This window comes from Pseudomonas sp. NCHU5216, from assembly GCF_052156495.1.
Lineage (GTDB): Bacteria > Pseudomonadota > Gammaproteobacteria > Pseudomonadales > Pseudomonadaceae > Aquipseudomonas.
This window is the reverse complement of record NZ_JBQLIX010000007.1, coordinates 21,151-47,713: the sequence shown is the minus strand read 5'-3', so window position 1 is coordinate 47,713 and position 26,563 is coordinate 21,151. Positions and strand designations below refer to the sequence as shown.

Genomic DNA, 26,563 nt, shown 5'->3' with positions numbered 1-26,563 from the left:
GGTATTGACCCTCCCCTATGGCCATCGACAAGAAAACCATCCGCCTGCTGATCCTTGAGGATTCGCAGAACGAGGCTGAGCGCCTGGTCAGCCTGTTCCGCAACGCCGGCCATGCCACCCGCGTGCACCGCCTGGTCTCCAGCGATGACCTGGCCGAAGCCTTGCAGAACACCTGGGATCTGCTGATCTGTGCGCCAAGCAGCGAACTGCTGGAGCCCAGCGAAGCGATCACCGCCATTCGCCGCCTGGCCAAGGACATTCCGGTGATTCAGCTCGTCGCCGACAACGAGTCCGAAGCCATTACCGAGGCCATGATGTTCGGCGCTCAGGATGCGCTGCCCCAGGGCGAGGACGAACGCCTGGTGCTGGTGGCCAAGCGTGAGCTGGCCAACCTGGCGGAACGCCGTGCCCGCCGCGCGGCCGAACTGGCCCTGCGCGAGGCGGAGAAACGCTGCCAGTTGCTGCTGGAAAGCTCGGTGGACGCCATCACCTACGTGCACGACGGCATGCACATCTATGCCAACCGTGCTTATCTCGAGCTGTTCGGCTACAGCGATGCCGACGAGCTGGAAGGCATGCCGATGATCGACCTGATCGCCAGTGCCGACCACGGAGCGTTCAAGGACTTCCTCAAGCATTACCAGAACGACGAAGGCGCCGCCGACCTCAGTTGCCACGGCGTGCGCGCCGACGGCAGCAGCTTTGCCGCGCAGATGAGCTTCTCCCCTGCCACCTACGATGGCGAACCCTGCATTCAGGCAGTCATCCGCGCAGAAACCTCGAATGCCGAGCTGGAGGAAAAACTGCGCGAGATCAGTAGCCAGGATCTGGTGACCGGCCTGTTCAACCGCATGCACTTCATCGAGCTGATGGATGCCGCCGCCGAACGCGCGGTCAAGGGCGAACAGCCGGCCACGCTGGCCTATATCCGCGTCGACCGTTATGCCAGCCTGCAGGGTGATATCGGCCTGGCCGGCATCGACCTGCTGCTGACCGATCTCGCCGGCCTGCTGCGCACGCACTTCTCGGTGGAAACCCAGCTGGCTCGCTTCGGCGACGATGTGTTCGCGGCGCTGCTACCCGGAAAAACGCCGGAACAATGCACGCCAGTACTCAAGGAGCTGCTGAAGAAGGTCGAAGGGCACCTCTTCGACATCAGTGGGCGCACGGCGCAAACCACGCTGTCTATCGGTGTCGCCGGCCTCAGCGAGAAGACCGCCAAGGCGCAGGAAGTCATCGAGCGCGCCCATCGCTGCGCCGATGAGCTGAGCGACGGCAATGCCATCAAGATCTTCAACCCCGCCGAGGAACTGGCCGCCGCCGCCAACCGTGGCAACCTGCAGGCCATGGTGCAGCAGGCGTTGGAGAACAACAGCTTCCGCCTGCTGTTCCAGCCCATCATCAGCCTGCGTGGCGACGCCCACGAACACTACGAAGTGCTGCTACGTCTGCTCAACCCACAAGGTGAGGAGGTGCCGCCGCCCCAGTTCATGGCCGCTGCCCGCGATGCCGGCCTGGGCGAGAAGATCGACCGCTGGGTGATCCTCAACTCGATCAAGATACTCGCCAGCCATCGTGCCAAGGGCCACAACACCCGCCTGTTCGTGCACCTGTCCACCTCCAGCCTGCAGGATCAGACCTTGCTGCCCTGGCTCAGCGTGGCGCTCAAGGCCGCCCGCCTGCCATCCGACTGCCTGGTGTTCCAGTTCAGCGAACCCGATGCCATCGCCTACCTCAAGCAGGCCAAGGCGCTCACCCAGGGCCTGGCCGAGCTGCACTGCAAGGTCGCGCTGAGCCAGTTCGGCTGCGCGATCAACCCGTTCAATGCGCTCAAGCACCTGCATATCGACTTCGTCAAGGTGGATGGCTCCTTCACTCAGGATCTGGGCAAGGCGGAGAATCAGGAGGCGCTCAAGACGCTGCTCGCCAGCCTGCATTCCCAGGCCAAGCTGACCATCGTGCCCTTCGTCGAGAGCGCCAGCATGCTGGCGACCCTGTGGCAGGCCGGGGTCAACTTCATCCAGGGCTACTACCTGCAGGGCCCCAGCCAATCCATGGATTACGACTTTTCTGCCGGCGACGAATAGCGCTGTTGCTCACGCAGAAAAAAGCCGCGCAATGCGCGGCTTGGTGAACTGTGCTGAACAACGGCTCAGGCGGAGTTGCGCGACTCCTCGAGCTGATTGGCCAACAACTGCACCAGTTGTTTCTGGTGTACCAGCTCGGCCTCGCAATCGACCGACCGCTCCAGGCGGAAGACGATTTCGCTATTCATGCTGCGATAGTTGTATTCAGCTTTCTCGTGTATCTGATTACGTAGCTGCTCGGGCATTCGTAGTACGAACTTGTCAGTGATTTTGGGCATAGAGACTCCATTATGAGTGTCGTTACCGACTGCTGAGCGGCAACGAAAGACCCCTTGCGGATTCGCTATGGTCTCTCCACCTAGCACCTCTCCGCGCATGAAATTCGGCTCGGCCGATCATCCACTCGGCAGCCAAGGTTTATTTCTCTTGTCTATACAGTCGAGTGCTCAAATACCCAGGGGTTCAGTAAAAATTCGTGCCAGACACCATCGACACCCCTGCTCGAAGCCCTGTATCTGGGCTGTTCAAGGGTTCTTGCCGGCTGGATTTTAGCGGTGCCGCGCGGCTGTATAGACGCCCAACCTCGGGCCATACAGCCAAGCCAAGGAGGGACGCACAGGGCAGCATTGACCGCACCTCTGGCAGACGCGGTAATGCCGCTGGTCTTTACACCGCATACCCCAGCACGCGCGGCAGCCACAGGGCGATTTCCGGGAAGATCGCCACCAGCAGCAAAGCGCTGGCCATCACCACGACGAACAGCGCGGCCCACCCCACCGTCTGCTCCAGGCGGATCTTGGCGACTTCCGCCGTGACCATCAGGTTGATCGCCACCGGCGGGGTGAACTGGCCGATGGCGATGTTCATCGCCAGCAGGATGCCGAACCACACCGGGTTCCAGCCAAAATGCTGCATCACCGGAATCAGGATCGGCATCAGGATCAGGTAGATGGAAATGGCATCGAGCAGCATGCCGGCCAGCAACACGGCGAGCATCACCAGCGCCAGCAGCACCCAGCCGTTGTCCGACAGCGAGATCAGCCATTCGGCCAGGTGGCGGAAGGTGCCGAGCAGGGTGCCGGCCCAGGCGAAGATACCGGCCAGGGCGATGATCAGCATGACCACGCCGGAGATTACCGCCGCCTCGCCGCACAGGCGCCAGAGGCTGCGCCAATCCAGCTCACGGGTGACGAACAGGCCGATCGCCACGCCATAGGCCACGCCGACCACGGCGGCTTCGGTGGGGGTGAACAGGCCACTGCGCAGGCCGCCAAGGATCAGCACCGGGGCGAACAACGCCGGCAGCGCCTGCCTGAAGCTTTCGCCGATGGCCGGACGCTCGCCCTGCTCCGGGGACTCCCAACCATAACGACGCGACAGCAGCCAGGCCGGCAGCAACAGCACCAGGCCGGCAATGATGCCGGGGAACAAGCCGGCAGCGAACAGCGCGCGCAGATCGACGCCCGGCACCACGATGGAATAGAGAATCAGGGCAATGGACGGCGGAATCAGGATCGCGGTCGAGGCGGAGGCCGCGATCAGCGTGGCCGAGAACGGCTTGGGGTAGCCCGCCTTGGTCATGCTCGGCAGCATCACCATGGCCACGGCGGCGGCGTCGGCCGGCCCGGAACCGCTCATGCCGCCCATGATCAGGCACACCAGCACCGCGACCAGGGCCAGGCCGCCATGCCGTGGGCCGATCAGCGCCTGGGCGAAGCGCACCAATCTGAGCGCCACGCCGGCCTTCTCGAACACCAGGCCGGTGAGGATGAACAGCGGAATGGCGATCAGCGGGTACTTGGCCACGCCGTTGTAGGTGTTGGTGCCCAGCGTGGCGAGCATGTCCGGCGACAGGCCGGCGATGATGCCGATGGCGCCGGACAGGCCGAGGGCGAAGGCCACCGGCACACCCAGCGCCAGCAGCACGACGAAGCTGAGGATCAGCCAGAGATCAGGGCTCATCGCTGATCCTCCCGCGCAGGCGATCCAGGGTCATCTGGGTCAGGCGCACGAACACCAGCAGCGCCAGGATCGGCAGCCAGATCACGTACCACCAGTTGGGCAGACCGAGACCCGGCGATTCGGAATCCCACTGGAATTCCTCCCAGGCGAACTGGCCGCCATACCAGCACACCAGAGCCAGCACCAGCACGCCGGCCAGCCACTGCAGCAGGATCAGCGGCGTGCGCAGGCGCGGGAACATCCGCTCCAGCAGGCCGATACGGATGTGTCGGTTGCTGCGCATGGCCACCGCAGCACCGGCGAAGGTGAGGATGACCAGCAGGAACACCGAGATCTCCTCGGTGAAGGCGAAGGATGCATCGGTGAAATAGCGCACCACGACGTTGGCCAGGCTGATCAGGCTGATGATCACCAGGGCCAGGGTGGCGAGCACGCGCTCCAGTGGCGCGTCGACTTGCTTGCTCATAAGAACCTCAGTGGCCAGGGCAGTTGCGCCCTGGCCATACAACGGATCGCGAATGAATTCGCGCCTACACGATCCACATCGGCGTGGTCATGCCTGACGAATCAGGGCTGGGCCACGGCCTTGCGTGCGGCGTCCATCAGCGCGTCGCCGATGCGCGGCGCCCACTTCTGCTGCACGCTGGCCGTGGCCTCGACAAAGGCGGCGCGCTCGGCGTCGCTCAGCTCGATCACCTCCACGCCACGCTCGCGGATGTCGGCCAGGCGCTTGGCCTGGGCACCGCGCGATAGCTCGATTTCCCATTTGCCGGCATCGCGTGCCGCCTGGCTGAGCAGTTCGCGATCGGCCTCGGGCAGGGATTTCCACACGCGCTGGTTGACCGCGAAGATCAGCGGATCGGCCATGTAGTCCCAGAGGGTCAGGTACTTCTGGCCGACCTGGTCGATACGCGCCACGTCGAATACCGACAGCGGGTTTTCCTGGCCGTCCACCGCGCCAGTGGTCAGCGCCGGCTTGGCATCGGCCCAGCTCATTTGCGTGGGGTTGGCACCGAGGGCGGTGAAGGTGTCCTGGAACAGCGGCGAGCCGACCACACGGATCTTCAGGCCGGCCAGGTCGGCCGGGCTGCGCACCGGCTTGGCCGAGTTGGAGAGCTGGCGGAAGCCGTTCTCGCCCCAGGCCAGCGGCACGATGCCGCGCTGCTCGATGGCGGCGAAGGCCAGCTTGCCGGCTTCGCCCTGAGTGATGGCGTCGAGGTCGGCGTCGTTCTTCATCAGGAACGGCAGGGAAAACAGGTTGAGCTCCGGCACCTGCGGTGACCAGTTGATGGTCGAACCCACGGCCATGTCGATCAGGCCCGAGCGCATGGCGGAGAATTCCTTGGTCTGGTCGCCGGCGACCAGTTGCGCGTTGGGGTACACGCGCAGGGTGATGCGCCCTTCAGAGCGCTCCTTGACCAGGTCGGCCCACTTCTGCGCGGCCTGCCCCCAGGGGAAGGCGTCCGACAGTACGGTGGAAACGGAGTATTCACGCGCCTGCGCGGTGGCGCACAGGGCGGTCAGCGCAGCGCCGGCGACGAGCGCGGAGAAGAGTCGCTTGAGTTTCATGGGGCGTCCTTGTGTGGATCTTGGTGTTGTCGTTGTGGCACCGGCACAGCGGTGCGGATCCAGCGGCGGGCGGATGGCTCGCCAGGCATGCCCGGTCGGCACGCGAAAGGGACACGGCAGGTGTCTCGACTGCCGGGCAGGCCTTGTGGGCATTCGGCAGGCGCCGGCGGGTTACGCGCAGCCGCCCAACTATTCCAGAAGCGCGCGGCGATTGCCATTGTCCGATGTCCGCGGACATTGCCCGGCCTGATCGGCGCTGCCCATAATCACCGGCATCTCACTGACGGACATTCGCCCATGGCCATCTCCCGCGACGACCTCGACCAGCACGGCCTGATCATCGGCGTGTCGCCCGAGCGCTTCCGCGCGGTGGCCATGCCGCTGCTGTTCGATCACCTCGATGCCCAGTGCGAGGGCACCATCGCGGTCAATCGCCAGGCGCGCATCGTCTGGATCAACGACAAGTACGCGCAGAAGGTGGGCATCGCCGACGCGCGCACCGCGCTGGGCAAGGAGATCGAGGAGGTGCTGCCGGCCAGCCGCCTGCGCGAGGTGGTGGAAAGCGGCCAGCCGAGCATGCTCGACCTGATGGCCTTCGGTGACGAACACTTCGTGGTCACCCGTATTCCACTGCGCGACGAGGACGGCACCCTGGTCGGCGCGCTGGGCTTCGTGCTGTTCGACCGCGCCCGCCATCTCAAACCGCTGATGGCCAAGTACGCCAACCTGCAGAGCCAATTGCTGGCTACCCAGCACGAACTGGCCAAGGCGCGCCGTGCGCGCTACACCATCGCTGGGTTCATTGGCGCCAGCGCTGCAGCCAGCGAGGTCAAGCGCCAGGCGAGACGCGCGGCGCAGCTCGACGCCACCGTACTGATTCGCGGCGAGACCGGCACCGGCAAGGAGCTGCTGGCGCAGGGTATCCACAACCTGTCGCCACGGGCCAATGGGCCGTTCGTCGCGGTCAACGTTGCGGCGATCCCGGAAACCCTGGTCGAGGCCGAACTGTTCGGCACCGCACCGGGCGCCTTTACCGGCGCCGAACGCAAGGGGCGCATCGGCAAGTTCGAGGTGGCCAACGGCGGCACGCTGTTTCTCGACGAGATCGGCGACCTGCCGCTGCCGTTGCAGGCCAAGCTGCTACGTGTGCTGCAGGAACAGGAGGTGGAGCCGCTCGGTTCCAACCAGGTCAAGCCGCTCAATGTGCGGGTGATCGCGGCGACGCATATTGACCTGGAAGCCAAGGTGGCGGCCGGGCAATTTCGTGACGACCTTTACTACCGCCTCAACGTGCTGGCCCTGCGCGTGCCGCCGCTGCGTGAACGGGCCAGCGACATTCCGGCGCTGATCGAACACCTGCTGGACGACCTGGCCAACCGCTCCGGCCTGGCGCCCATGGAGCTGACAGAAGACGCCCTCGCCCTGCTCTGCGCGCAGCCGTGGAAGGGCAACGTGCGTGAGCTGCGCAACCTGCTGGAGCGGGCACAACTGGCGGTCGATGGGCGGCTGGATGGTGAGGTCTTGCGTGGTTTGCTGGTCGATCCGGTCGCACCGAGTGAGCCACTACCGGCTGCGCCAGTGATGGCGAGTACGACGCAGACATTGGCCGCACAACTGGCGCAGGCCGAGCGCCAGGCGCTGCAGGCGGCATTGGCGGCGTGCGACGGCAATCGCCAGTTGGCCGCCGAACGCCTGGGGATTTCCCGCGCCGGTTTCTACGCCAAGTTGGCGCAGCATGGGCTGGGGCGCAGGGGCTGATGCTGGCGAGTCGCGGCTAAAGCCCCCTCCCACCAAAAGCGTGGTGGGCCGCAATCGTAACCCAGATGAAATCCGGGGATCAGCCTCGACAAAAGCCCCGGATTGCATCCGGGCTACGCGTCCAGATTTCTGGAATCACGCACAAGAAGAATCTAAAAACCTGGACTAAATCCAGAAAACTGGACAGCTACCCATATCCGGTCTGACTGCTCTGCGCTCGGCATAAACGGCTGAAATCCGCTGTCCACAAGCCTTCCCGCCCTATCGGCCAAGATCTCAACCCACCCTGGCACGACTCTCGCTCTATATCCGGCAAAGGTGCGCCGCCGCATCCGCGCCTTCCCGATAAAACGGCCACGAGCCACTAGAACAACAACAAAAGGAATCACCCATGGGTACCCTCGGTATTCTGCTGTCCCTCGCCTTGTTGATGTACCTCGCCTATCGCGGCATCAACGTGCTGATCCTCGCCCCGCTGCTGGCCTTGCTGGCGCTGCTGTTCGCCGGTGACATCGGCCTGCTGCTGCCCACCTACACCCAGGTGTTCATGAAGGCCATGGGCGGCTACGTGATCCAGTTCTTCCCGCTGTTCCTACTCGGCGCGCTGTTCGGCAAGCTGATGGACGATTCGGGATCGGCCCGTGCGATTGCCCACGGCATCGTCGCCAAGGTCGGCAGCGAGCGCGCCATCCTGGCCATCGTGCTGGCCTGCGGCATCCTCACCTATGGCGGCGTGTCGTTGTTCGTGGTGGCCTTCGCTGTGTATCCGATCGGCGCCGCGCTGTTCCGTGAAGCCGGCATTCCCAAGCGCCTGATCCCCGGCGCCATCGCCCTTGGCTCGTTCACCTTCACCATGACCGCGCTGCCCGGCACCCCGGCGATCCAGAACGCCATCCCCAACCCCTTCTTTGGCACCGACGCTTTCGCCGCGCCAGGCCTGGGCGTGATTGCCGGGCTGATCATGTTCGGCCTCGGCACCTGGTGGCTCACCGCGCAGTCGCGCAAGCTGATGGCCGCAGGCGAAGGCTACGGCGAGCACCGCGATGACCCAGTTGTCGAAGAGCGCCGCGACATTCCCGGCTTCTGGCTGGCACTGCTGCCGATCTTCGTGGTGATCGGCCTGAATTTCCTGATGGCCAAGCAGATTCTGCCGGCGGTGGACACCGGCTACCTGGCCAAGCCGGAATACGGCGGCCTGCAGGATGCCAAGTCGCTGATCGGCATCTGGTCGATCATCGCTGCCCTGGGCACGGCCATCGTGCTGCTGATCGCCCTGCACTGGAAGCGCTGGATGGATCTGAAGAAGAGCGTCAACGACGGTGCCTTCGGCTCCATGCTGCCAATCCTCAATACCGCCGCCGAGGTGGGTTACGGCACAGTGATCGCCTCGCTGGCCGGCTTCGTCGTCATCCGTGACCTGGTGCTGGGTGTGTCCAGCAACCCGCTGGTTTCCGAAGCGGTGGCGGTGAATATCCTCGCCGGCATCACCGGCTCGGCCTCGGGCGGCATGTCCATCGCGCTGAAGACCCTCGGCGAACAGTACCTGACCATGGCCAACGCCGCCGGCATCAGCCCCGAACTGCTGCACCGCGTCGCCGCCATGGCCTCGGGCTGCATGGACACCCTGCCGCACAACGGCGCGGTGATCTCGCTGCTGGCGATCTGCAAGCTCACTCACCGCCAGTCGTACAAGTTCATCTTCGTCAACACAGTCGCTTTCCCGATGGTGGCGCTGGCAGTGGTGATCACCCTGGGCACCCTATTTGGAAGCTTCTGATGACCGCTCCAAACATCCGTATTCACGAGTACCCGCAATGAGCAAGATCATGACCGCCGCCGAAGCCGTGGCGCGTATCCCGGACAACGCCAACGTGGCCACCGGCGGCTTCGTCGGCATCGGTTTCGCCGAGCAGATCGCCATCGCCCTGGAGCAGCGCTTCATGGCTGAGCAGGCGCCGCGCGACCTGACCCTGGTCTATGCCGCCGGCCAGGGCGACGGCAAGGGGCGCGGCCTCAACCACCTGGCTCATGAAGGCCTGGTGCGCCGGGTGATCGGCGGCCATTGGGGCCTGGTGCCAGGGCTGCAGAAGCTGGCGGTGGACAACCGCATCGAGGCCTACAACCTGCCGCAGGGGGTGATCTCGCAGCTGTTCCGCGATATCGCCGCTGGCAAGCCAGGGCAGCTGTCGCGCGTCGGCCTGGGCACCTACGTCGACCCGCGCCACGGCGGCGGCAAGCTCAACGCGCGCACCACCAACGACCTGGTGCGGCTGATGCCCATCGATGGCGAGGACTACCTGTTCTATCCGAGTTTCCCGATCCACGTCGGTATCGTTCGAGCCACCAGCAGTGACCCAGACGGCAACCTCAGCTTCGAGCGCGAAGCACTGACCATCGAGAGCCTGGCCATCGCCATGGCCGCGCGCAACTCGGGCGGCCTGGTGATCGCCCAGGTCGAACGCATCGTCGAGCGCGGCTCGCTGAATGCGCGCCAGGTGAAGATCCCCGGCATCCTCGTGGACTGCGTGGTGGTGGCTGAGCCAGCCAACCACCAGCAGACCTTCGCCACAGCCTACAACCCGGCATTCGCCGCCGAAACCCGGGTGGAAATGGACAGCCTGGCGCCGATGCCACTGGACGTGCGCAAGCTGATCGCCCGCCGCGCCGCGCTGGAGCTCAAGGGTGGTGCGGTGGTCAACCTCGGCATCGGCGTGCCCGAGGGTGTGGCGGCGGTGGCCGCCGAAGAAGGCGTGATCGAGCGCCTGACCCTGACCGCCGAGCCCGGCGTGATCGGCGGCGTGCCGGCCTCGGGGCTGGATTTCGGCGCGGCGAGCAACCACAGCGCCTTGCTCGACCAGCCTTACCAATTCGACTTCTACGATGGCGGCGGCCTGGACATCGCCTTCCTCGGCCTGGCCCAGGCCGACGCTGCGGGCAACCTCAACGTGTCCAAGTTCGGCAGTCGGCTGGCGGGGGCTGGCGGTTTCATCAACATCAGCCAGAACGCCAAGCAGGTGGTGTTCGTCGGCACTTTCAGCGCTGGCGCGCAGGATATCCGCATCGAAGGCGGCCAGTTGCGCATCGTTCAGGACGGTGAACTGCGCAAGTTCGTCGCCGAAGTGGAACACCGCACCTTCGCCGGCCGCCTGGCCGCCGAGCGTGGCCAACCGGTGCTCTACGTCACCGAACGCTGCGTGCTGCGCCTGACACGCGAAGGGCTGGAACTGATCGAAGTCGCGCCGGGTGTGGATATCGAGCGCGACATCCTCGCGCGCATGGACTTCGCCCCTATCGTGCGTGAACCGAGATTAATGGATGCGCGGTTGTTCAAGCCCGAGCCCATCGGCCTGGCGCGGTGCCTGCAAAGCCTTTGAGCGTGAACTTGCGGGCCTGAACAGGCCCGTTTTTTTGCCGCTACAGGCAGCACAAGAGAACCGAGCCGTGCCGGGCAAACAACCTGAACCATCTCCCGCGAGCCTTCGTCGTAACTAACAAGACGAGCCTGGGAGGTGCTTATGAAACCCCACTTCAAACCCTACCGCGGCCCTTCGGGCGGCTGGGGCTCGGCCCGCGCGGTCGGCAATATTCTGCTGCGCGAACGGGCGCCGCTGACCGGCGCTGCGGCGCTGCTCAAACAGAACCGCCCGCTCGACGGCTTCGCCTGCGTCAGTTGCGCCTGGGCCAAACCCCATCCGTCCCGCCCGCTGGCCTTCTGCGAGAATGGCGCCAAGGCCACCGCCTGGGAAAACACCAGCCTGCGCTGCACGCCCGAGTTCTTCGCCCGCCACAGCCTCGCCGAGCTGCGCAACTGGAGCGACTTCCAACTGGAACAACAGGGCCGGCTCACCCATCCGCTGCGTTGGGATGCCAGCAGCGACCGCTACCTGCCGGTGAGCTGGGAAGAGGCCATCGACGACATCGCTGCCACGCTCAAGGCCCTCGATGCCCCCGATCAGGCAGTGTTCTACACCTCCGGCCGCGCCGCGCTGGAGACTTCCTACCTGTGGCAACTGTTCGCCCGCGCTTATGGCACCAACAACCTGCCCGACAGTTCCAACATGTGCCACGAAAGCACCTCGGTAGCCCTGCCAGAAAGCATCGGCGTGCCGGTAGGCACCGTGACCCTCAACGACTTCGCCAAGGCCGACGGCCTGCTGATCTTCGGCCAGAACACCAGCAGCAACAGCCCACGCATGCTGCACGAGCTGGACGAGGCCCGCGAGCGTGGGGCGCCGATCATCAACTTCAACCCGTTGCGCGAGCGCGGCATGGTGCGCTTCAGCAACCCGCAATCGCCCACGCGCATGCTTACCGGCAGTTCGCAGGTGATCAGCAACCACTATCACCAGGTCGCCACCGGCGGTGATGCGGCGGCCATCGCAGGCATGTGCAAGGCGCTGCTGGCCATGGACGACGCGGCCATGGCCAGCGGCCAGGAGCGCGTGCTCGATATCGCCTTCATCGAACAGCACACCCAGGGCTTCGCCGAGTTCGAGCAGACCATCCGTGGTTATGCCTGGGAGAGCCTGGAACGTCGCAGCGGCCTCAGCCGTGGCGCCATGGAAGGTGCGGCGCGGATCTATGCCGGCTGCGAGCGGGTCATCGCCATCTATGGCATGGGCCTGACCCAGCATCGTCATGGCGTGCTCAACGTGCAGATGCTGGTCAACCTGCTGCTGATGCGCGGCAATCTCGGCAAGGAAGGCGCCGGCATCTGCCCGGTGCGCGGCCACTCCAACGTGCAGGGTCAGCGCACCGTCGGCATCACCGAGAAGGCGGCCAAGGTGCCGGCGGAAAATCTGCGCCAGCAATTCGACCTGCAGGTGCCCCAGCACGATGGCACCAGCACGGTGGATGCCTGCGAGGGCATCATCGACGGGCGGATCAAGGCCTTCCTCGCCCTGGGCGGCAATTTCGCCCGCGCCACGCCGGACACCAGCCGCATGGAGGCAGCCTGGAGCGGGCTGAAGCTGACAGTGCAGATCGTCACCAAGCTCAACCGCAGCGCCCTGGTGCACGGCGAGAAGGCCTATATCCTGCCCTGTCTGGGTCGCACCGAAATGGATATCCAGGCCAGCGGCCCGCAGCAGCACACCACCGAGGACAGCACCTCCTGCATCCGTGCCTGGCAGGGCGTGGTCAAGCCGGCGGGCGAGCTGCTGCGCTCGGAACCGGCCATCGTCGCGGCCCTGGCCAAGGCCACGCTGCCGGCGAATCCGCGCCTGCCCTGGGATGCCTGGGTGGGCGACTACGGCCTGATCCGCGACGCCATCGCCGCCACCTACCCGGAGATCTTCCACGACTTCAACACGCGCATGCTGGAGCCTGGCGGCTTCCACCGCCCGCTGCCGGCCAGCCGGCGCGAATGGAGCACCGCCAGCGGCAAGGCCAACTTCGTCACCCCCGAAACCCTGGCGATGGACGACGACGTCGAGCCGTCCCCGGAGCGCCGCGACGTGCTGAACCTGATGACGCTGCGCAGCAATGACCAGTTCAACACCACGGTGTATGGCTATGACGACCGTTTTCGCGGCGTGCATGGCACCCGCTCGGTGATCTTCATGCACCGCAACGACATGGCCCGCCTGGCACTCGATGAAGGCGACATGGTGCAGGTGAGCACCGCCGTCGACGACGGCGTTACCCGTTCGCTGGGGCCGCTACGGGTGACGCCGCACGATCTACCGGAAGGCTGCTGCGCCGGTTACTACCCGGAATGCAACGTACTGGTGCCCCTCTGGCACCACGAGAAAAAGGCCAAGGTTCCTGCAGCCAAGTCGATCCCGGTGACGCTGCGCCGGGTGATCGCCACAGCCTGAGCCAGGCTTCAGCCTTCGCCATCGACCTTATGCCGTGCGGCGTACAGGCAGATCATCTCCATCGCCAGGGTGGCGCCGGCCAGGGCGGTGACTTCGGCGTGGTCATAGGGCGGCGCCACTTCCACCACGTCCATGCCCACCAGGTTGATGCCACGCAGGCCGCGCAGGATTTCCAGCGCCTGATGGCTGGACAGGCCGCCACAGACCGGCGTGCCGGTGCCAGGGGCGAAGGCCGGGTCGAGGCAGTCGATGTCGAAGGTCAGGTACACCGGATGCTCGCCCACCCGTGCACGGATACGCTCGGCAATCTGCTGCGGCGTGCTGCGGTGCACCTCGCGGGCATCGAGCACCTGGAAGCCCATCACATCATCGTTGGTGGTACGCAGGCCGACCTGCACCGAGCGCGCTGGGTCGACCAGCCCCTCTCGTGCCGCGTGGTAGAACATGGTGCCGTGGTCGATACGCTTGACCTCCTCGTCCGGCCAGGTGTCGCTGTGCGCATCGAAGTGGATCAGCGCCAGCGTACCGTGCTGCTTGGCATGGGCCTTGAGCAGCGGGTAGCTGATGAAGTGATCGCCGCCCAGGGTCAGCAGTGCGCAGCCCGTCTCGAGAATGCCCGTGGCATGCTCCTCGATCGCCAACGGGATGTCCTGCGGCGTGCCGTGGTCGAAATAGCAGTCACCATAGTCGACGCAGGCGAGCACATCGAAGGGGTCGAACTCCCAGGGAAAGTGCCGCGCCCAGGCCGACTGGATGGATGCTGCACGGATCGCCCGTGGGCCGAAACGGCTGCCCGGGCGGTTGGTGGTGGCGGTGTCGAACGGCACGCCGCTGATGGCCAGATCCACGCCGGACAGGTCGCGACTGTAACGCCGGCGCATGAAGCTGGTGATACCGCCGTAGGTGGGCTCGGCGGCAGTGCCGTAGAGGCTGGTGCGGGTGATGGCCTGGTCGTTGTCGAAGGCTTGGTTCATGCTCGGGTACTCGTTTCGTAGGAGTCGTTGCAGGGGCCTGGGCATGCCTGCTGGCGACACCCTTGGCACCGGGGTGCTCGCGAGCAGAGCTCGCTCCTACAGGCTCAATACTGGCTGCGGAAGGCGATCCACAGGCGGGTGCGCTGGCGTTGCTCGCGCAGGCTCAACGCCTGTTCGGCAAACAGGCGCGCACGCATGGCCTCGGGCGGGTAGATATCCGGGTCGCCGCGCACCGCTTCGTCCAGCAGCGGCGTGGCGGCACGGTTGGCGTTGGCGAAGTAGAGGGTGTTGGTCAGCTCGGCGATGGCCTCCGGCTGCAGCATGAAATCGATGAAGGCTCGAGCGTTCTCCGGGTGCGGCGCATCGACGGGAATGGCCAGGGTGTCGAACCAGATCAGCGTGCCTTCGCGAGGAATACGGTAAAGCACCTCGAACGGCTGCTCCGCCTCGGCGGCACGGGCGGCGGCCATACCGGCGTCGCCGGTGTAGGTCAGCGCCAGGCAGGTTTCGCCCTTGGCCAGGTCGTCGATCTGCCGGGCATTGCCGATGTAGCGCAGGTTCGGCTGCAACTTGGCAAGCAAGGCGCCGGCGGCATCCAGGTCGGCGCTGCTGGCCCTGTAGGGTGGCTTGCCCAGGTAGTTGAGGGCAATGGCGACCACCTCCTGCGGCGAATCGAGCACGGAGATGCCACAGTCCTTCAACTTGCTGGCGTATTCGGGTTTGAACAGCAGATCGAGGCTGTCCAGGGCCACGCCGGGCAGGCGCTGCTCCACGGCCTGCTTGTTGATGGCCAAGCCCACCGTGCCCCAGGTATAGGGCACGCCATACTGGTTGCCGGGGTCGACGCTGGCCAGCTTGGCCAGCAGCTCGGGGTCGAGGTTGCCGGCATTCTTCAGCGTAGCAACGGGTTGCAGGGCCTTGGCCTGGATCGCCCGCGCCAGGACGCTGGAAGCGGGCACGACGACGTCATAACCACTGCCCCCGGTCAGTAGCTTGCCTTCCAGCACGTCAGGGCTGTCGAAGGTGTCGTATTTGACGCGGATGCCAGTCTCGGCCTGAAAGCGCGCCAGCGCCTGCGGCGCCACGTAATCGGCCCAGTTGTACAGGTTGAGCTGCTTGGGCTCGGCCGCCAGGGGCGTGGCGATGGCCAGGAGCAGCAGGCTTGCAGCAAGACGCATGGTGGACTCCTCGGGCAGAAGCGGTGGGCCGTGCCTCTCTGCTGGAGGCTGGGCATGACGGCATCCTGCACCCAGCGTTGCTTCGGATAAATACGAAGTGCTCTACTCCAACATCGATATTCATCAATGTATGGAGCCGTCATGCTCAGCCAACTGCGTGACCTCGATCTGCAACTGTTGCGGCTGTTCGTCACCGTGGTGGAGAGCGGCGGTTTCAGTGCCGCGCAGGGCGAACTGGGCATCGGCCAGTCGACCATCAGCACGCAGATGGCCAAGCTGGAAACGCGCCTGGGTTTTCGCCTGTGCGAACGCGGCAAGGCCGGCTTCCGCCTGACGCCCAAGGGCGAGCAGGTGCTGGCTGCCACGCGCAAGCTGTTCGTCGCCATCGAGGCCTTCAGGGGCGAGGCCCAGGGCATGGCCGACAAGCTGCTCGGCGACTTGCGCATTGGCCTGTCCGAAGCGCTTTCAGACGAGATACTGGAATGCATCAGCGAGGCCATCGGGCGTTTTCGCCAACGCAACCAGGCCGTGCAGATCGAATTGCTCAGCGCCATGCCCGCCGAACTGGAACGGCGGCTGTTGCAGGATCAACTGCAACTGGCCATCGGCTATTTTGCCGTCAGCCAGAGGGCGCTGGATTACCAGCCCCTGTTCGAGGAGCGCCAGCGCCTGTACTGCGCGCGCCGGCATCCGCTGTTCCGGCGTGAAACGCTGAGCGCCGACGACCTGCAGGGCTGCGACCGCGTGGTGCACCCCTACCGTTTCATTACCGCGGACGAACCCTGGCAGGGCGATATCAGCAGCGCCCGCTGCGAGCAGGTTGAAGGCAGCCTGGCGTTCATTCTCTCCGGCGCGCACCTGGGTTACCTGCCCGAGCATGTCGCCCAGCCCTGGGTCGACCGCGGCCGCTTGCGCGCCCTGCCCGGCACCTGGGATTTCAATGTGCGATTTCATCTGGCCAGCCACCGCGGCCATCCCGCCAGCGAGGCACAGAAGGCCTTCACCGAGGATCTGCTGGGCGTATTCAGCGGGCGATGAGGCGGGCGCTCTGCACCTGCTGAAAAATCCGGGGTCTATAGTGGTTGTTCATTCCCCATCACAGCCTCTGGAGTACACATGAGCAAGACCTACAACGTCGCCGTCCTGGTCGGTAGCCTGCGCAAGGCCTCCATCAACCGCAAGCTGGCCCAGGCATTGGCCGATCTGGCGCCCGCCTCGCTGAAGCTGGAAATCCTCGAGATCGGCGACCTGCCGCTGTACAACGAGGACGCCGATGGCGACAACGCTCCGGCTTCCTACGCGCCCTTCCGCAGCAAGCTGAAGGCCGCCGATGCGTTGCTGTTCGTCACCCCCGAATACAACCGTTCGATACCCGGCGCGATGAAGAATGCCATCGACGTCGGCTCGCGCCCCTATGGCCAGAGCGGTTTCAGTGGCAAGCCCGGCGCCGTGCTCAGCGCCTCCCCCGGTGCCATCGGCGGCTTCGGCGCCAACCACCACCTGCGCCAGTGCCTGGTGTTCCTCGACGTGCATGTGCTGCAGCAACCGGAGGCCTATCTCGGCGGCGCCGGCAACTTCTTCGATGACGAGGGCCGGCTCGGCGACGACATCAAGCCCTTCCTGCAGAAGTTCATCGACGCCTATGCGGCGTGGGTGGCCAAGCACGCCTGAACGATCACGCCGCCCGCTGGGCGGCGCCTCCATGCCGATATGCCCTGATTCATGGCTGGTATGACCCTGGCCACTAGACCGACCGGTCTACATACTCCAGGCCATGACCATCACCACTCGCGACAAACTGATCGACGTCATGATCGCCGCCCTGCAGCGCAAAGGCCTGCATGGCGTCGGTCTGAGCGAACTGCTGGCCACCGCCGATGTGCCCAAGGGCAGCCTTTACCATCACTTTCCGGGCGGCAAGACCGAGCTTGCGGTGGCCGCCATAGAGCGCGTCGGCCAAGGTGCCGAGCAGGCTTTCGCCGCGCTCTTCGAGCATCAGCCCGACCCGCTCGATGCATTGAGTTGCTGGCTGCACAATGCACTCGGCCAGCTACAGGAGAGCGCTTTCGAGCAAGGCTGCCCATTGGCCGCCGTCGCCCTGGAAAGTGGCCCGGAAGATCTCCAGATTCGTGCAGCCCTGGCCAACGCCTTCGCCGCCATTCGCCAGACACTGCAGCAACAGTTGCACCGTCATGCCTATCCACAGCCACAGGGCCTGGCTGCCTTGTTCGTCTCGCTCTATGAAGGGGGGCTGCTACAAGCGCGTGTCGCTGGCAGCAGCGAGCCCCTGCAACAGGCCATGACCACCCTGCTGCACCTGATCCGCCAGCACCGCATGGAGTCCCTGTCGCCATGAACACGCCCATTCGCCGCGAAACCCAGCCTCTGCTCGCTCTGGACGATTACCCACTGACCGCCACCTGCTATCACGCCGAGCAGCCTCGGGCGCAGTTGCTGATCGCCGGCGCCACCGGCGTACCGCAGGGCTTCTACCGACGCCTTGCCGAGTACGCAGCCAGTCGTGGCTTCAGCACTCTGACCCTGGACTATCGAGGGATCGGCCAGTCGAAGCCAGCCAGCCTGCGCGGTTTCGAGATGGACTATCTGGACTGGGCCCATCTCGATCTGGCCGCGGCCGTGGAACAGCACCGACATGCCGAGCGCCCGTTGTTCATGATCGGTCATTCCTTTGGCGGTCACGCTTTCGGCCTATTGCCCAACCACGACCAGGTCGCCGGCTTCTATACCTTCGGCACTGGTGCGGGCTGGCATGGCTGGATGCCCAAGGCCGAGCAGGTTCGCGTGTTGACCATGTGGCGGCTGATAGGCCCGCTGGTGACGCGCTACAAGGGCTATCTGGCGTGGAGCAAGCTGGGCATGGGCGAGGATCTGCCGCTGGGCGTCTACCGCCAGTGGAAGCGCTGGTGTCGCTTCCCTCGCTATTTCTTCGACGACCCGCAGATGCCAGGACTGGCCGAGCGTTTCGCCCAGGTACGCACGCCCATCGTGGCGTTCAACGCGCTGGACGACCTGTGGGCGCCCCCCTCGTCGCGCGACGCTTTCATGGCCGCTTACGTCAACGCACCGTACCAGGCGCGCACGCTGGACTCGCAGGCAGAGGGCCTGGGCACCATCGGGCACATGGGCTATTTCCGTCCGGCAGCGCAGCGTCTGTGGGACGAAACACTGGAGTGGTTCGAGCAGCGAATGGCGGGACAGGCGGCAGCCTGACCGTCATGGGAAGCCCAAAAAAGAAAACCCCGCGTTAGCGGGGTTCTGCAGACTGTTGTCCTGACGTCCTTGATCTGCTCACCATCCTGGTGGCTGTCCAGTGTGTCCTTGATCGTCGATGCGCTTCCTGCGCCGAATCCATGGGGTGCACAGTACGCCCGTACCGAATGATCCGAAAGCAGCGATCTTCGCGACAGCATGTAAGCCATGGCTTACATGACCTCGAACCACGACGCCTTCACGATCGAGCCGTGACCCAGCCCGCAGCATGGCGAGCCATACCCTAGGATTGGCTATGGGCGAGGCGCGTTTATTCCCTACAAGCCTCTTGCTAGACTGCCTGCGTCGCAGAACAACAACAGACCACCGACCACGGCGGTCACCGAGGCTAGAGCATGCGCGTCGTCACCCTGCTTCTGGGTTGCCTGGCAACCTGCATCGGCACTGCCGTCCTGGCCGGTGGCCAGAATCAGCTAAGTGACCCCAAACAGGCCATCGCCCAGGCCTTCTGGAAAGAGCTCTACGGCCAGGGTGGCAGCACGCTCTATTGCGGTAAGACCTTCACCGGTGAAGACGGTACTCTGGTCGCCAGCCCGATCTACAGCATCAAGCAGCTCAAGCGCGCGATGCGCTGCATCACCGAACGCCAATGCACCATCATGAATCCGCGCTATCCCTACATCGAGGCGGATCTGCACAACCATTACCCGGCCCTCGCGCGGGTCGAACTGAAGCGGCGCAACGCGCAATTCGCCGAACTTAACGACGAGGTGCCAAGCGCCTTCGCCGATATCGACTGCGACATGAAGACCAGCTACCAGTTGGTGGAACCGCGTGACGAAGCCAAAGGCAATATCGCTCGGGCGATCTTCTACATGCACGTCGAGTACGACTTGCCCATCGTCGGCCTGGTGCCGATGTACAAGGCCTGGCACCGACTGGATCCACCGGACGATGACGAACGTGCGCGCAATGATCGGATCGAGGCACTGCAGGGCACGCGCAATCGCTTTATCGACGATCCTTCACTGGTGGATCAGTTGATCGGCGATTGAGGTCTCGCTGTTTTCGATATCGCCGCCACGTAGGGTGCGCTGTGCGCACCACCGGCAACCGAGGGCGTGGTGCGCACGGCGCACCCTACAGCGGTCATCCTCGCCGCTTGTGCAGCGAGCGCAGCTTGTAGCGCTCGCCGGGGTGGATCAACCGCGCGTAGCTGATCAGGTGATCGCCGGACCAGGTGCGGCGGATCACGCTGAGGCAGGGCATGGCCGGGTCGATCTGCAGGTGTTCGGCCGTCTGCCCATCCACCAGCACGGCCTCGACCACATGCTCCACGTCCGACATCGGGCTGCTGGCCACCAGCACCTCGTTGGGCGTGCGCTGGCTGAAGTCGGTCTGCAGGTAGTCAGGCACCCAGCGCGGGTTGACGAAGCGATCCTCGAGCTGGATCGGCAGGCCGTCCTGCAGGTGCACCAGCACGCTGTGGAACACCTCGCTGCCGAGGCGCACGCCAAGGCGCAGGGCCACCTCGTCATCGGCGGCAATGGCTTCGCAGCGCAGCACACGGTTGGCATAAATATGGCCGCGTCCGCGCACTTCGCTGGCGATGTTCATCACCTCATGCAGCGGCGACTCGGCCTTGCGGTCAGTGACGAAGGTGCCCAGACCCGCCTGGCGCATCAGGTAGCCCTGCTGCACCAGGTTCTGGATGGCCTTGTTGGCGGTCATGCGGCTGACGCCGAAGTCGCGCGCCAGTTGCTCCTCCGGTGGAATCTGATGATTGACCGGAAACGCGCCACTCTGGATGCGCTCCAGCAGGAATGCCTCGATGGCCTTGTAGCGCGGGGTGGTGGTCACGAAAGCTCCTTGGCAAGACCGAGTGCGCGGATGATAGCGGAGCCAAGCGCTCCGCTCCCAGCACCGTAGCCCGGATGCAATCCGGGAGCCTCAAACCCAGGCCCCGGATTACATCCGGGCTACGCAGTTCAGCTCACGGAAGGCAACATGCCAGCCGGCAGCAACGGCGTCAGCACGCGCTCGGCCAGCAGCTCGTCGGCGGCGGCGATGTCCGGGGCGAAGAAGCGATCCTCGACATAGTACGGCACCTTGGCGCGCAGCGCCTGCCGGGCCTGCTCCAGAGCCGGCGTGCTCTTCAGACCTTCGCGGAAGTCCAGCCCCTGGCAGGCGCCCAGCCATTCCACGGCGAGGATGCCACGGGTATTGGCGGCCATTTCCCACAGACGCTTGCCGGCGCCCGGCGCCATGGACACGTGATCTTCCTGGTTGGCCGAAGTGGGCAGGCTGTCGACGCTGTGTGGGTGGGCCAGCGCCTTGTTGTCGCTGGCCAGGGCGGCGGCGGTAACCTGGGCGATCATGAAGCCGGAGTTGACCCCGCCATTGGCCACCAGGAATGGCGGCAGTTGCGACATGTGCTTGTCCATCATCAGCGAGATGCGGCGCTCGGACAGCGAGCCGATCTCGGCGATGGCCAGGGCGATATTGTCGGCAGCCATGGCCACCGGCTCGGCGTGGAAGTTGCCCCCGGAAATCACCTCGCCTTCGGCGGCGAACACCAGCGGGTTGTCCGATACCGCGTTGGCCTCGACGGCCAGCACTTCGGCGGCCTGGCGCAACTGGGTCAGGCAGGCGCCCATGACCTGCGGCTGGCAGCGCAGTGAGTACGGGTCCTGCACCTTGTCGCAGGCGGCGTGGGAGCGGCCGATCTCGCTGCTGTCACCCAGCAGATGGCGGAAGGCGGCCGCCGCGTCGATCTGCCCGCGCTGGCCACGGGCAGCATGGATGCGCGCATCGAAGGGCGAGCGCGAACCCAACAGCGCCTCGACACTGAGCGCGCCGCAGACGCTGGCGGCGGCGTACAGATCTTCACCCTCGAACAGGCCGCGCAGGGCGTAGGCGGTGGACACCTGGGTGCCGTTGAGCAGGGCCAGGCCCTCCTTGGCGGCCAGGGTCATCGGCTCCAGGCCGGCGATGGCCAGCGCCTCGCTGGCCGGCAGCCATTGGCCCTTGTGCCGCGCCTGGCTTTCGCCGAGCAGCACCAGAGACATATGCGCCAGCGGCGCCAGGTCACCGGAGGCGCCGACCGAGCCTTTCAGGGGGATATGCGGGTAGACCTCGGCGTTGACCAGGGCGATCAGCGCCTCGATCACCTGGCGGCGGATGCCGGAGAAACCACGCGCCAGGCTGTTGATCTTGAGCAGCATGATCAGGCGCACCATGGCGTCGCTCAGCGGCTCGCCGATGCCGGCAGCGTGGGACAGCACCAGCGAACGCTGCAGCTTTTCCAGATCGTCGTTGGCGATACGGGTCGAGGCCAGCAGGCCGAAACCGGTGTTGATGCCGTAGGCGGTGCGGCCCTCGGCAATGATCTGGTTGACGCAGGCGACGCTGGCGTCGATGGCCTGATAAGCGCTGGCGTCCAGAGTCAGATGCACGGGGGCCTGGTAGGCGGCGCGCAGGTCGGCCAGGGTCAGTTGACCGGGTTTCAGGTTCAGGGTGTTCATGTTCTGTTCTTCCACGGGGTGAGTTCGCGCCTGGCGAAGCAGAGCCGAATAATGGCTGAAGTCGCGATACGTGCAGTGATTGATGCGCCGGCCCATAGGGCCGGCGTCGAACTTGTCTTAACCGATCATCGGCAGGTTCAACCCCTGCTCCTTGGCACAGTCGATGGCGATCTGGTAACCGGCATCGGCATGACGCATCACCCCGGTGCCCGGGTCGTTGGTCAGCACGCGGGCAATGCGCGCGGCGGCTTCGTCGGTGCCATCGCAGACGATGACCATACCCGAATGCTGGGAGAAGCCCATGCCCACGCCGCCGCCATGGTGCAGCGACACCCAGGTGGCGCCGCTGGCGGTATTGAGCAGGGCGTTGAGCAGCGGCCAGTCGGACACAGCATCGGAGCCGTCCTGCATCGCTTCGGTCTCGCGATTGGGGCTGGACACCGAGCCGCTGTCCAGATGGTCGCGGCCGATGACGATGGGCGCACTCAGCTCACCGGAACGCACCATCTCGTTGAAGGCCAGGCCGAGCTTGGCGCGCTGGCCCAGGCCGACCCAGCAGATACGCGCCGGCAGGCCCTGGAAGGCGATGCGCTCGCGGGCCATGTCCAGCCAGCGGTGCAGGTGGGCGTCGTCGGGGATCAACTCCTTGACCTTGGCATCGGTCTTGTAGATGTCCTCGGGGTTGCCAGACAGCGCCGCCCAGCGGAACGGGCCGATGCCACGGCAGAACAACGGGCGGATATAGGCCGGGACGAAGCCGGGGAAGTCGAAGGCGTTGGCCACGCCCTCCTCTTTCGCCATCTGGCGGATGTTGTTGCCGTAGTCGAAGGTCGGCACGCCCATTTTCTGGAAGTCGAGCATGGCCTGAACGTGCACGGCCATGGACTGTTTGGCGGCCTTGACCACACCCGCCGGGTCGGTGGCTGCACGATCCTTGTATTCGGCCCAGCTCCAGCCGATCGGCAGGTAGCCGTTGAGCGGGTCGTGGGCGCTGGTCTGGTCGGTGACCATATCCGGGCGAACCCCGCGCTTGACCAGTTCCGGCAGGATCTCGGCAGCGTTGCCCAACAGGGCGACGGAGATGGCCTTGCCTTCTGCGGTGTACTTGGCGATGCGCGCCAGGGCGTCGTCCAGATCCGTAGCCTGCTCGTCGACGTAACGGCTACGCAGGCGGAAGTCGATGCTGCTCTGCTGGCATTCGATGTTCAGCGAGCAGGCGCCGGCCAGGGTGGCGGCCAGCGGCTGGGCACCGCCCATGCCACCGAGGCCAGCGGTCAGCACCCAGCGGCCCTTGAGGTTGCCGGCGTAGTGCTGGCGACCGGCTTCGACGAAGGTTTCATAGGTGCCCTGAACGATGCCCTGGCTGCCAATGTAGATCCAGCTACCGGCGGTCATCTGGCCGTACATGGCCAGGCCCTTGGCATCCAGCTCGTTGAAGTGCTCCCAGCTCGCCCAGTGCGGCACCAGGTTGGAGTTGGCGATCAGCACGCGCGGCGCGTTGCTGTGGGTCTTGAACACGCCGACCGGCTTGCCGGACTGCACCAGCAGGGTTTCGTCGTCGTTCAGCTTGGTCAGGCTCTCGACAATCTTGTCGTAGCACTCCCAGTTACGCGCGGCGCGGCCGATGCCGCCGTACACCACCAGCTCCTTGGGGTTCTCGGCCACGTCCAGGTCGAGGTTGTTCATCAGCATGCGCAGCGGCGCTTCGGTCAGCCAGCTCTTGGCGGTGAGCGTGGTGCCGCGCGGGGCGCGGATTTCGGTGTCGCGATATTTGCTGGTCACAGCGGTTTCCTCTTGTTGTTCGGGGCTCAGAGGCTGAGCAGATGAATCAGCCGCGCCGCCACCTTGGCGGCGCGGTTGTCGATGTCGTATTCGGGATTGAGCTCGGCCAGGTCGGCCAGGCGCAGCTTGCCGCTGGCCTTGAGCCGTTCGAGCAGCGGCTCGAGCAACTCCAGGCGCACGCCACGGGCGGCCGGCGCGCTGACGCCCGGCGCTTCGCAGGCCGGCAGCACGTCGATATCGATGGTCAGGTAGAGCGCGTCGCACTCGGCAGCGAAGGCGTCCAGCTCGGCACCGATGGCATCGAGGGTCGACTCGCGAACTTCATGATCCTCGCGCACCAGCACGTTCAGCTCGGCGGCGCGGGCAAACAGCGCGCGGGTGTTGCTGGCGCGGCTGACGCCGAGGCAGGCGTAGCGGAACGGCCAGCCGCGTGCGGCGCACTGCTCGGCGATCTGCGCGAAAGGCGTGCCGGAGGAATGCACATGGGCCGGGTCGCGCAGGTCGAAATGGGCGTCGAAATTGACGATGCCGATACGTGGGGCGGTTTGGCCGCTCAGGTGCTCCGCCAGGCCCGACCAGCTGCCGAAGGCCACTTCATGCCCACCACCGATCACCAGCGGCAGATGGCCGGCGTCCAGCAGTGCGCAGACATTTTGGCCGAGGCGCGCCTGGGCGGCTTCCAGGTCGCCGTCCTCGCAGGTGACGTCACCGGCGTCATAGGCCGGCGCCTGACGATGCCAGGCCAGGTTGGCCAGGGCCTTGCGCACGCTTTGCGGCGCAGTGGCAGCGCCGACGCGGCCATGGTTGCGACGCACACCTTCATCGCAGGCGAAACCGAGCAGAGCCAGGCCAGGTTGGCTGTTTTCGGCCAGCGCCTGGATGCGCTGGTGCCAACGCGCGCTGTCGGTTTCCGGGTCGGTACGGCCGCTCCAGGCGGCCATGCTGTGACGATCAGCGAGCATAGGTCACGACTCCGTTGAACACTCGCTGGCGCAGGCGCCCGGCCTGCACCGCGTAGGCCAGTTCGGCCGGTTGCTGGATATCCCACAGGCACAGATCCGCCGGCGCGCCGACGGCGATGCGGCCCAGGTCGGGCAGACCAAGGGCGCGGGCACCATGGGCGGTCATGCCAGCCAGCGCTTCACGCGGGGTGAGGCGAAACAGGGTGCAGGCCAGGTTGGCCATCAGGGTCGGCATGCAAATCGGCGAGGTGCCGGGGTTGGCGTCGCTGGCCACGGCCATGGGCACACCGTACTGGCGCAGCAGTTCGATGGGCGGCAGCTGGGTTTCGCGCAGCACGTGGAAGGCGCCGGGCAGCAGCACCGCTACGGTGCCCGCCTCGGCCATGGCGCGCACACCGGCTTCGTCGAGGTATTCGATATGGTCGGCGGACAGCGCGCCATAGCTTGCAGCCAGGGCACTGCCGCCGAGGTTGGACAGTTGCTCGGCATGCGCCTTGATCGCCAGACCGTGGGCCTGGGCTGCCTGATAGATGCGCTCGCACTGCGCCGGGGAAAAGCCGATACCCTCGCAGAACACGTCCACCGCATCGGCCAGCCCTTCACGAGCAGCGGCCGGGATCATCTCGTCGCAGACCAGGCTGACGTAGTCATCGGCGCGGCCGGCATATTCCGGCGGCAGGGCATGGGCGCCGAGCAGCGTGGTCAGCACCCGCACCGGACGCATCTCGCCGAGGCGACGGGCCACGCGCAGCATCTTCAGTTCGTCGGCAAGGGTCAGGCCGTAGCCGGACTTGATCTCCAGCGTGGTAACGCCATCGGCCAGCAACGCATCGAGACGCAGCAGGCTGGCGGCGATCAGTTCGTCCTCGCTGGCGGCGCGGGTGGCGCGCACGCTGCTGATGATGCCACCGCCATTGCGGGCGATGGTTTCGTAGCTGACGCCTTCCAGACGCTGCTCGAATTCACCGGCACGATTGCCGGCGTAGACCAGGTGGGTGTGGCAATCGACCAGGCCGGGAGTCATCACGCCGCCACGCCCTGCTTCGACCGCGCCCTCAGCCAGCGCCTCGTCGAAGGTGCACGACGGCCACAGGCCGGCAATGCAACCGTCCTCGACCAGCACATTCATCGCCTCGTCCAACTGCGCCAGGCCATCGAAGACCTGCACATCGCGCCAGAGCTGTTTCGCGGTGGGTTGCATCGGCATGGGATTCTCCAGGCTTTATTTGTATATACATTATGAGTGAGTTGAATGGACGTCAAGCAACATCCGTCTGGATCGACAATCTCCGATAAGCCATGCATCACAGAAAATTTCTCAGTGTCTGCTGCAGGAAGGACATCCCTGGAGACGAAGGCCAAGAACTATATGTATATACATTAAAAGAAATAAGCCTACCGCGTCAGTCCACGACCAGCCGCCCTGCCTGGCGACAGGAACGCAGCCCCTGAATATAGAAAGGTCAGCGCCTTTTAGAGGGAATGCTTGGTTGATGCCGGACTGGCAAGTTTGTGTTGGCTTGCTGGCTGTTCGGGTGTTTGTTCCGCATTGCCGCGTTTCTGTGTGCTGTTTTTGGTTTCGCCTTCCCAGGCGAGTCACTTTGCGGGCAAAGTAACCAAACCCTCCGCCCTTTCATCCGGCCCTGGCTGCGCCAGGGTTCGCTCACTCCATCGCCGCTCCAGAGGCCCGCCACGGTGGGCCATCCATGGCCCATCG

At 65.3% G+C, this 26,563-nt stretch carries 21 protein-coding genes; 10 read left to right on the top strand and 11 right to left on the bottom strand.

Annotation, left to right across the window (positions count from 1 at the left end; genetic code table 11):
* Positions 1-17: 17 nt before the first annotated feature.
* Positions 18-2,087, top strand: a complete 2,070-nt coding sequence (locus ACSVIK_RS07725; protein WP_442443767.1) for an EAL domain-containing response regulator — start codon at positions 18-20, stop codon at positions 2,085-2,087.
* A 65-nt stretch (positions 2,088-2,152) separates the two neighbouring features.
* On the opposite strand, the gene ACSVIK_RS07720 is transcribed toward ACSVIK_RS07725, so the two are convergent.
* From ACSVIK_RS07720 to ACSVIK_RS07705, 4 genes are all read right to left on the bottom strand, one after another.
* A complete protein-coding gene (locus ACSVIK_RS07720; protein ID WP_442443766.1) occupies positions 2,153-2,365 on the bottom strand; it encodes an Arc family DNA-binding protein in 213 nt (70 codons plus the stop codon).
* A 388-nt stretch (positions 2,366-2,753) separates the two neighbouring features.
* Entirely contained in the window at positions 2,754-4,049 is a 1,296-nt protein-coding gene (locus ACSVIK_RS07715) for a TRAP transporter large permease (RefSeq protein ID WP_442443765.1), read from the bottom strand.
* The gene (locus ACSVIK_RS07710) at positions 4,039-4,515 is read right to left on the bottom strand and encodes a TRAP transporter small permease (RefSeq protein WP_442443764.1); all 477 of its coding nucleotides are present in this window, start codon (positions 4,513-4,515) and stop codon (positions 4,039-4,041) included. The genes ACSVIK_RS07715 and ACSVIK_RS07710 overlap by 11 nt, the downstream gene beginning before the upstream one ends.
* A 101-nt stretch (positions 4,516-4,616) precedes the next feature.
* Positions 4,617-5,618, bottom strand: a complete 1,002-nt coding sequence (locus tag ACSVIK_RS07705) for a DctP family TRAP transporter solute-binding subunit (protein ID WP_442443763.1) — start codon at positions 5,616-5,618, stop codon at positions 4,617-4,619.
* A gap of 297 nt (positions 5,619-5,915) precedes the next feature.
* On the opposite strand from ACSVIK_RS07705, the gene ACSVIK_RS07700 reads away from it, so the two are divergent.
* The 4 genes from ACSVIK_RS07700 (at position 5,916) to ACSVIK_RS07685 (ending at position 13,195) form a co-directional block, all read left to right on the top strand.
* Positions 5,916-7,376, top strand: a complete 1,461-nt coding sequence (locus ACSVIK_RS07700; protein ID WP_442443762.1) for a sigma-54 interaction domain-containing protein — start codon at positions 5,916-5,918, stop codon at positions 7,374-7,376.
* Positions 7,377-7,767: 391 nt separating this feature from the next.
* Positions 7,768-9,153, top strand: a complete 1,386-nt coding sequence (locus tag ACSVIK_RS07695; RefSeq protein ID WP_442443761.1) for a GntP family permease — start codon at positions 7,768-7,770, stop codon at positions 9,151-9,153.
* 37 nt (positions 9,154-9,190) lie between these two features.
* Positions 9,191-10,750 (top strand): acyl CoA:acetate/3-ketoacid CoA transferase, encoded by a 1,560-nt coding sequence (locus ACSVIK_RS07690; RefSeq protein ID WP_442443760.1) that lies wholly within the window; start codon positions 9,191-9,193, stop codon positions 10,748-10,750.
* A gap of 141 nt (positions 10,751-10,891) precedes the next feature.
* The gene (locus ACSVIK_RS07685; RefSeq protein ID WP_442443759.1) at positions 10,892-13,195 is read left to right on the top strand and encodes an FdhF/YdeP family oxidoreductase; all 2,304 of its coding nucleotides are present in this window, start codon (positions 10,892-10,894) and stop codon (positions 13,193-13,195) included.
* Between the two features lie 8 nt (positions 13,196-13,203).
* On the opposite strand, the gene speB is transcribed toward ACSVIK_RS07685, so the two are convergent.
* Together speB and ACSVIK_RS07675 are read right to left on the bottom strand one after the other, a co-directional pair.
* Complete coding sequence (gene speB, locus ACSVIK_RS07680; RefSeq protein WP_442443758.1) at positions 13,204-14,169, bottom strand: agmatinase; 966 nt, start codon at positions 14,167-14,169, stop codon at positions 13,204-13,206.
* Positions 14,170-14,273: 104 nt separating this feature from the next.
* Positions 14,274-15,347 carry a polyamine ABC transporter substrate-binding protein gene (locus ACSVIK_RS07675; RefSeq protein WP_442443757.1) on the bottom strand — a complete coding sequence of 358 codons (1,074 nt, stop codon included), beginning with the start codon at positions 15,345-15,347 and terminating at the stop codon, positions 14,274-14,276.
* 141 nt (positions 15,348-15,488) lie between these two features.
* On the opposite strand from ACSVIK_RS07675, the gene ACSVIK_RS07670 reads away from it, so the two are divergent.
* From ACSVIK_RS07670 to ACSVIK_RS07650, 5 genes are all read left to right on the top strand, one after another.
* Complete coding sequence (locus ACSVIK_RS07670) at positions 15,489-16,385, top strand: LysR family transcriptional regulator (protein WP_442443756.1); 897 nt, start codon at positions 15,489-15,491, stop codon at positions 16,383-16,385.
* Between the two features lie 78 nt (positions 16,386-16,463).
* Entirely contained in the window at positions 16,464-17,018 is a 555-nt protein-coding gene (locus ACSVIK_RS07665; RefSeq protein WP_442443755.1) for an NADPH-dependent FMN reductase, read from the top strand.
* A 103-nt stretch (positions 17,019-17,121) separates the two neighbouring features.
* Complete coding sequence (locus ACSVIK_RS07660) at positions 17,122-17,703, top strand: TetR/AcrR family transcriptional regulator (RefSeq protein ID WP_442443754.1); 582 nt, start codon at positions 17,122-17,124, stop codon at positions 17,701-17,703.
* Positions 17,700-18,578: an alpha/beta hydrolase family protein gene (locus tag ACSVIK_RS07655; protein WP_442443753.1), complete on the top strand. Its 879-nt coding sequence runs from the start codon at positions 17,700-17,702 to the stop codon at positions 18,576-18,578. Before ACSVIK_RS07660 ends, ACSVIK_RS07655 begins: the two co-directional genes overlap by 4 nt.
* A gap of 395 nt (positions 18,579-18,973) precedes the next feature.
* Complete coding sequence (locus ACSVIK_RS07650; RefSeq protein WP_442443752.1) at positions 18,974-19,633, top strand: endonuclease; 660 nt, start codon at positions 18,974-18,976, stop codon at positions 19,631-19,633.
* A 94-nt stretch (positions 19,634-19,727) separates the two neighbouring features.
* Here the strand turns inward: ACSVIK_RS07650 and hutC are convergent, their stop codons facing one another.
* The 5 genes from hutC to hutI all read right to left on the bottom strand — a co-directional run bounded on the left by hutC (position 19,728) and on the right by hutI (position 26,053).
* Positions 19,728-20,438 carry a histidine utilization repressor gene (gene hutC, locus ACSVIK_RS07645; RefSeq protein ID WP_442443751.1) on the bottom strand — a complete coding sequence of 237 codons (711 nt, stop codon included), beginning with the start codon at positions 20,436-20,438 and terminating at the stop codon, positions 19,728-19,730.
* Between the two features lie 128 nt (positions 20,439-20,566).
* Positions 20,567-22,102: a histidine ammonia-lyase gene (gene hutH / locus ACSVIK_RS07640; protein ID WP_442443750.1), complete on the bottom strand. Its 1,536-nt coding sequence runs from the start codon at positions 22,100-22,102 to the stop codon at positions 20,567-20,569.
* A gap of 117 nt (positions 22,103-22,219) precedes the next feature.
* A complete protein-coding gene (gene hutU / locus ACSVIK_RS07635) occupies positions 22,220-23,884 on the bottom strand; it encodes a urocanate hydratase (protein ID WP_442443749.1) in 1,665 nt (554 codons plus the stop codon).
* A 26-nt stretch (positions 23,885-23,910) separates the two neighbouring features.
* Complete coding sequence (hutG, locus tag ACSVIK_RS07630; protein ID WP_442443748.1) at positions 23,911-24,846, bottom strand: formimidoylglutamase; 936 nt, start codon at positions 24,844-24,846, stop codon at positions 23,911-23,913.
* A complete protein-coding gene (gene hutI, locus ACSVIK_RS07625) occupies positions 24,836-26,053 on the bottom strand; it encodes an imidazolonepropionase (protein WP_442443747.1) in 1,218 nt (405 codons plus the stop codon). Before hutI ends, hutG begins: the two co-directional genes overlap by 11 nt.
* Positions 26,054-26,563: the final 510 nt, after the last annotated feature.

Bases quoted from the DNA above. Each gene is read 5' to 3' on its own strand.
- ACSVIK_RS07725 (WP_442443767.1), top strand. From the start codon at position 18: ATGGCCATCGACAAGAAAACCATCCGCCTGCTGATCCTTGAGGATTCG.
- ACSVIK_RS07720 (WP_442443766.1), bottom strand. From the start codon at position 2,365: ATGCCCAAAATCACTGACAAGTTCGTACTACGAATGCCCGAGCAGCTA.
- ACSVIK_RS07715 (WP_442443765.1), bottom strand. From the start codon at position 4,049: ATGAGCCCTGATCTCTGGCTGATCCTCAGCTTCGTCGTGCTGCTGGCG.
- ACSVIK_RS07710 (WP_442443764.1), bottom strand. From the start codon at position 4,515: ATGAGCAAGCAAGTCGACGCGCCACTGGAGCGCGTGCTCGCCACCCTG.
- ACSVIK_RS07705 (WP_442443763.1), bottom strand. From the start codon at position 5,618: ATGAAACTCAAGCGACTCTTCTCCGCGCTCGTCGCCGGCGCTGCGCTG.
- ACSVIK_RS07700 (WP_442443762.1), top strand. From the start codon at position 5,916: ATGGCCATCTCCCGCGACGACCTCGACCAGCACGGCCTGATCATCGGC.
- ACSVIK_RS07695 (WP_442443761.1), top strand. From the start codon at position 7,768: ATGGGTACCCTCGGTATTCTGCTGTCCCTCGCCTTGTTGATGTACCTC.
- ACSVIK_RS07690 (WP_442443760.1), top strand. From the start codon at position 9,191: ATGAGCAAGATCATGACCGCCGCCGAAGCCGTGGCGCGTATCCCGGAC.
- ACSVIK_RS07685 (WP_442443759.1), top strand. From the start codon at position 10,892: ATGAAACCCCACTTCAAACCCTACCGCGGCCCTTCGGGCGGCTGGGGC.
- speB (WP_442443758.1), bottom strand. From the start codon at position 14,169: ATGAACCAAGCCTTCGACAACGACCAGGCCATCACCCGCACCAGCCTC.
- ACSVIK_RS07675 (WP_442443757.1), bottom strand. From the start codon at position 15,347: ATGCGTCTTGCTGCAAGCCTGCTGCTCCTGGCCATCGCCACGCCCCTG.
- ACSVIK_RS07670 (WP_442443756.1), top strand. From the start codon at position 15,489: ATGCTCAGCCAACTGCGTGACCTCGATCTGCAACTGTTGCGGCTGTTC.
- ACSVIK_RS07665 (WP_442443755.1), top strand. From the start codon at position 16,464: ATGAGCAAGACCTACAACGTCGCCGTCCTGGTCGGTAGCCTGCGCAAG.
- ACSVIK_RS07660 (WP_442443754.1), top strand. From the start codon at position 17,122: ATGACCATCACCACTCGCGACAAACTGATCGACGTCATGATCGCCGCC.
- ACSVIK_RS07655 (WP_442443753.1), top strand. From the start codon at position 17,700: ATGAACACGCCCATTCGCCGCGAAACCCAGCCTCTGCTCGCTCTGGAC.
- ACSVIK_RS07650 (WP_442443752.1), top strand. From the start codon at position 18,974: ATGCGCGTCGTCACCCTGCTTCTGGGTTGCCTGGCAACCTGCATCGGC.
- hutH (WP_442443750.1), bottom strand. From the start codon at position 22,102: ATGAACACCCTGAACCTGAAACCCGGTCAACTGACCCTGGCCGACCTG.
- hutG (WP_442443748.1), bottom strand. From the start codon at position 24,846: ATGCTCGCTGATCGTCACAGCATGGCCGCCTGGAGCGGCCGTACCGAC.
- hutI (WP_442443747.1), bottom strand. From the start codon at position 26,053: ATGCCGATGCAACCCACCGCGAAACAGCTCTGGCGCGATGTGCAGGTC.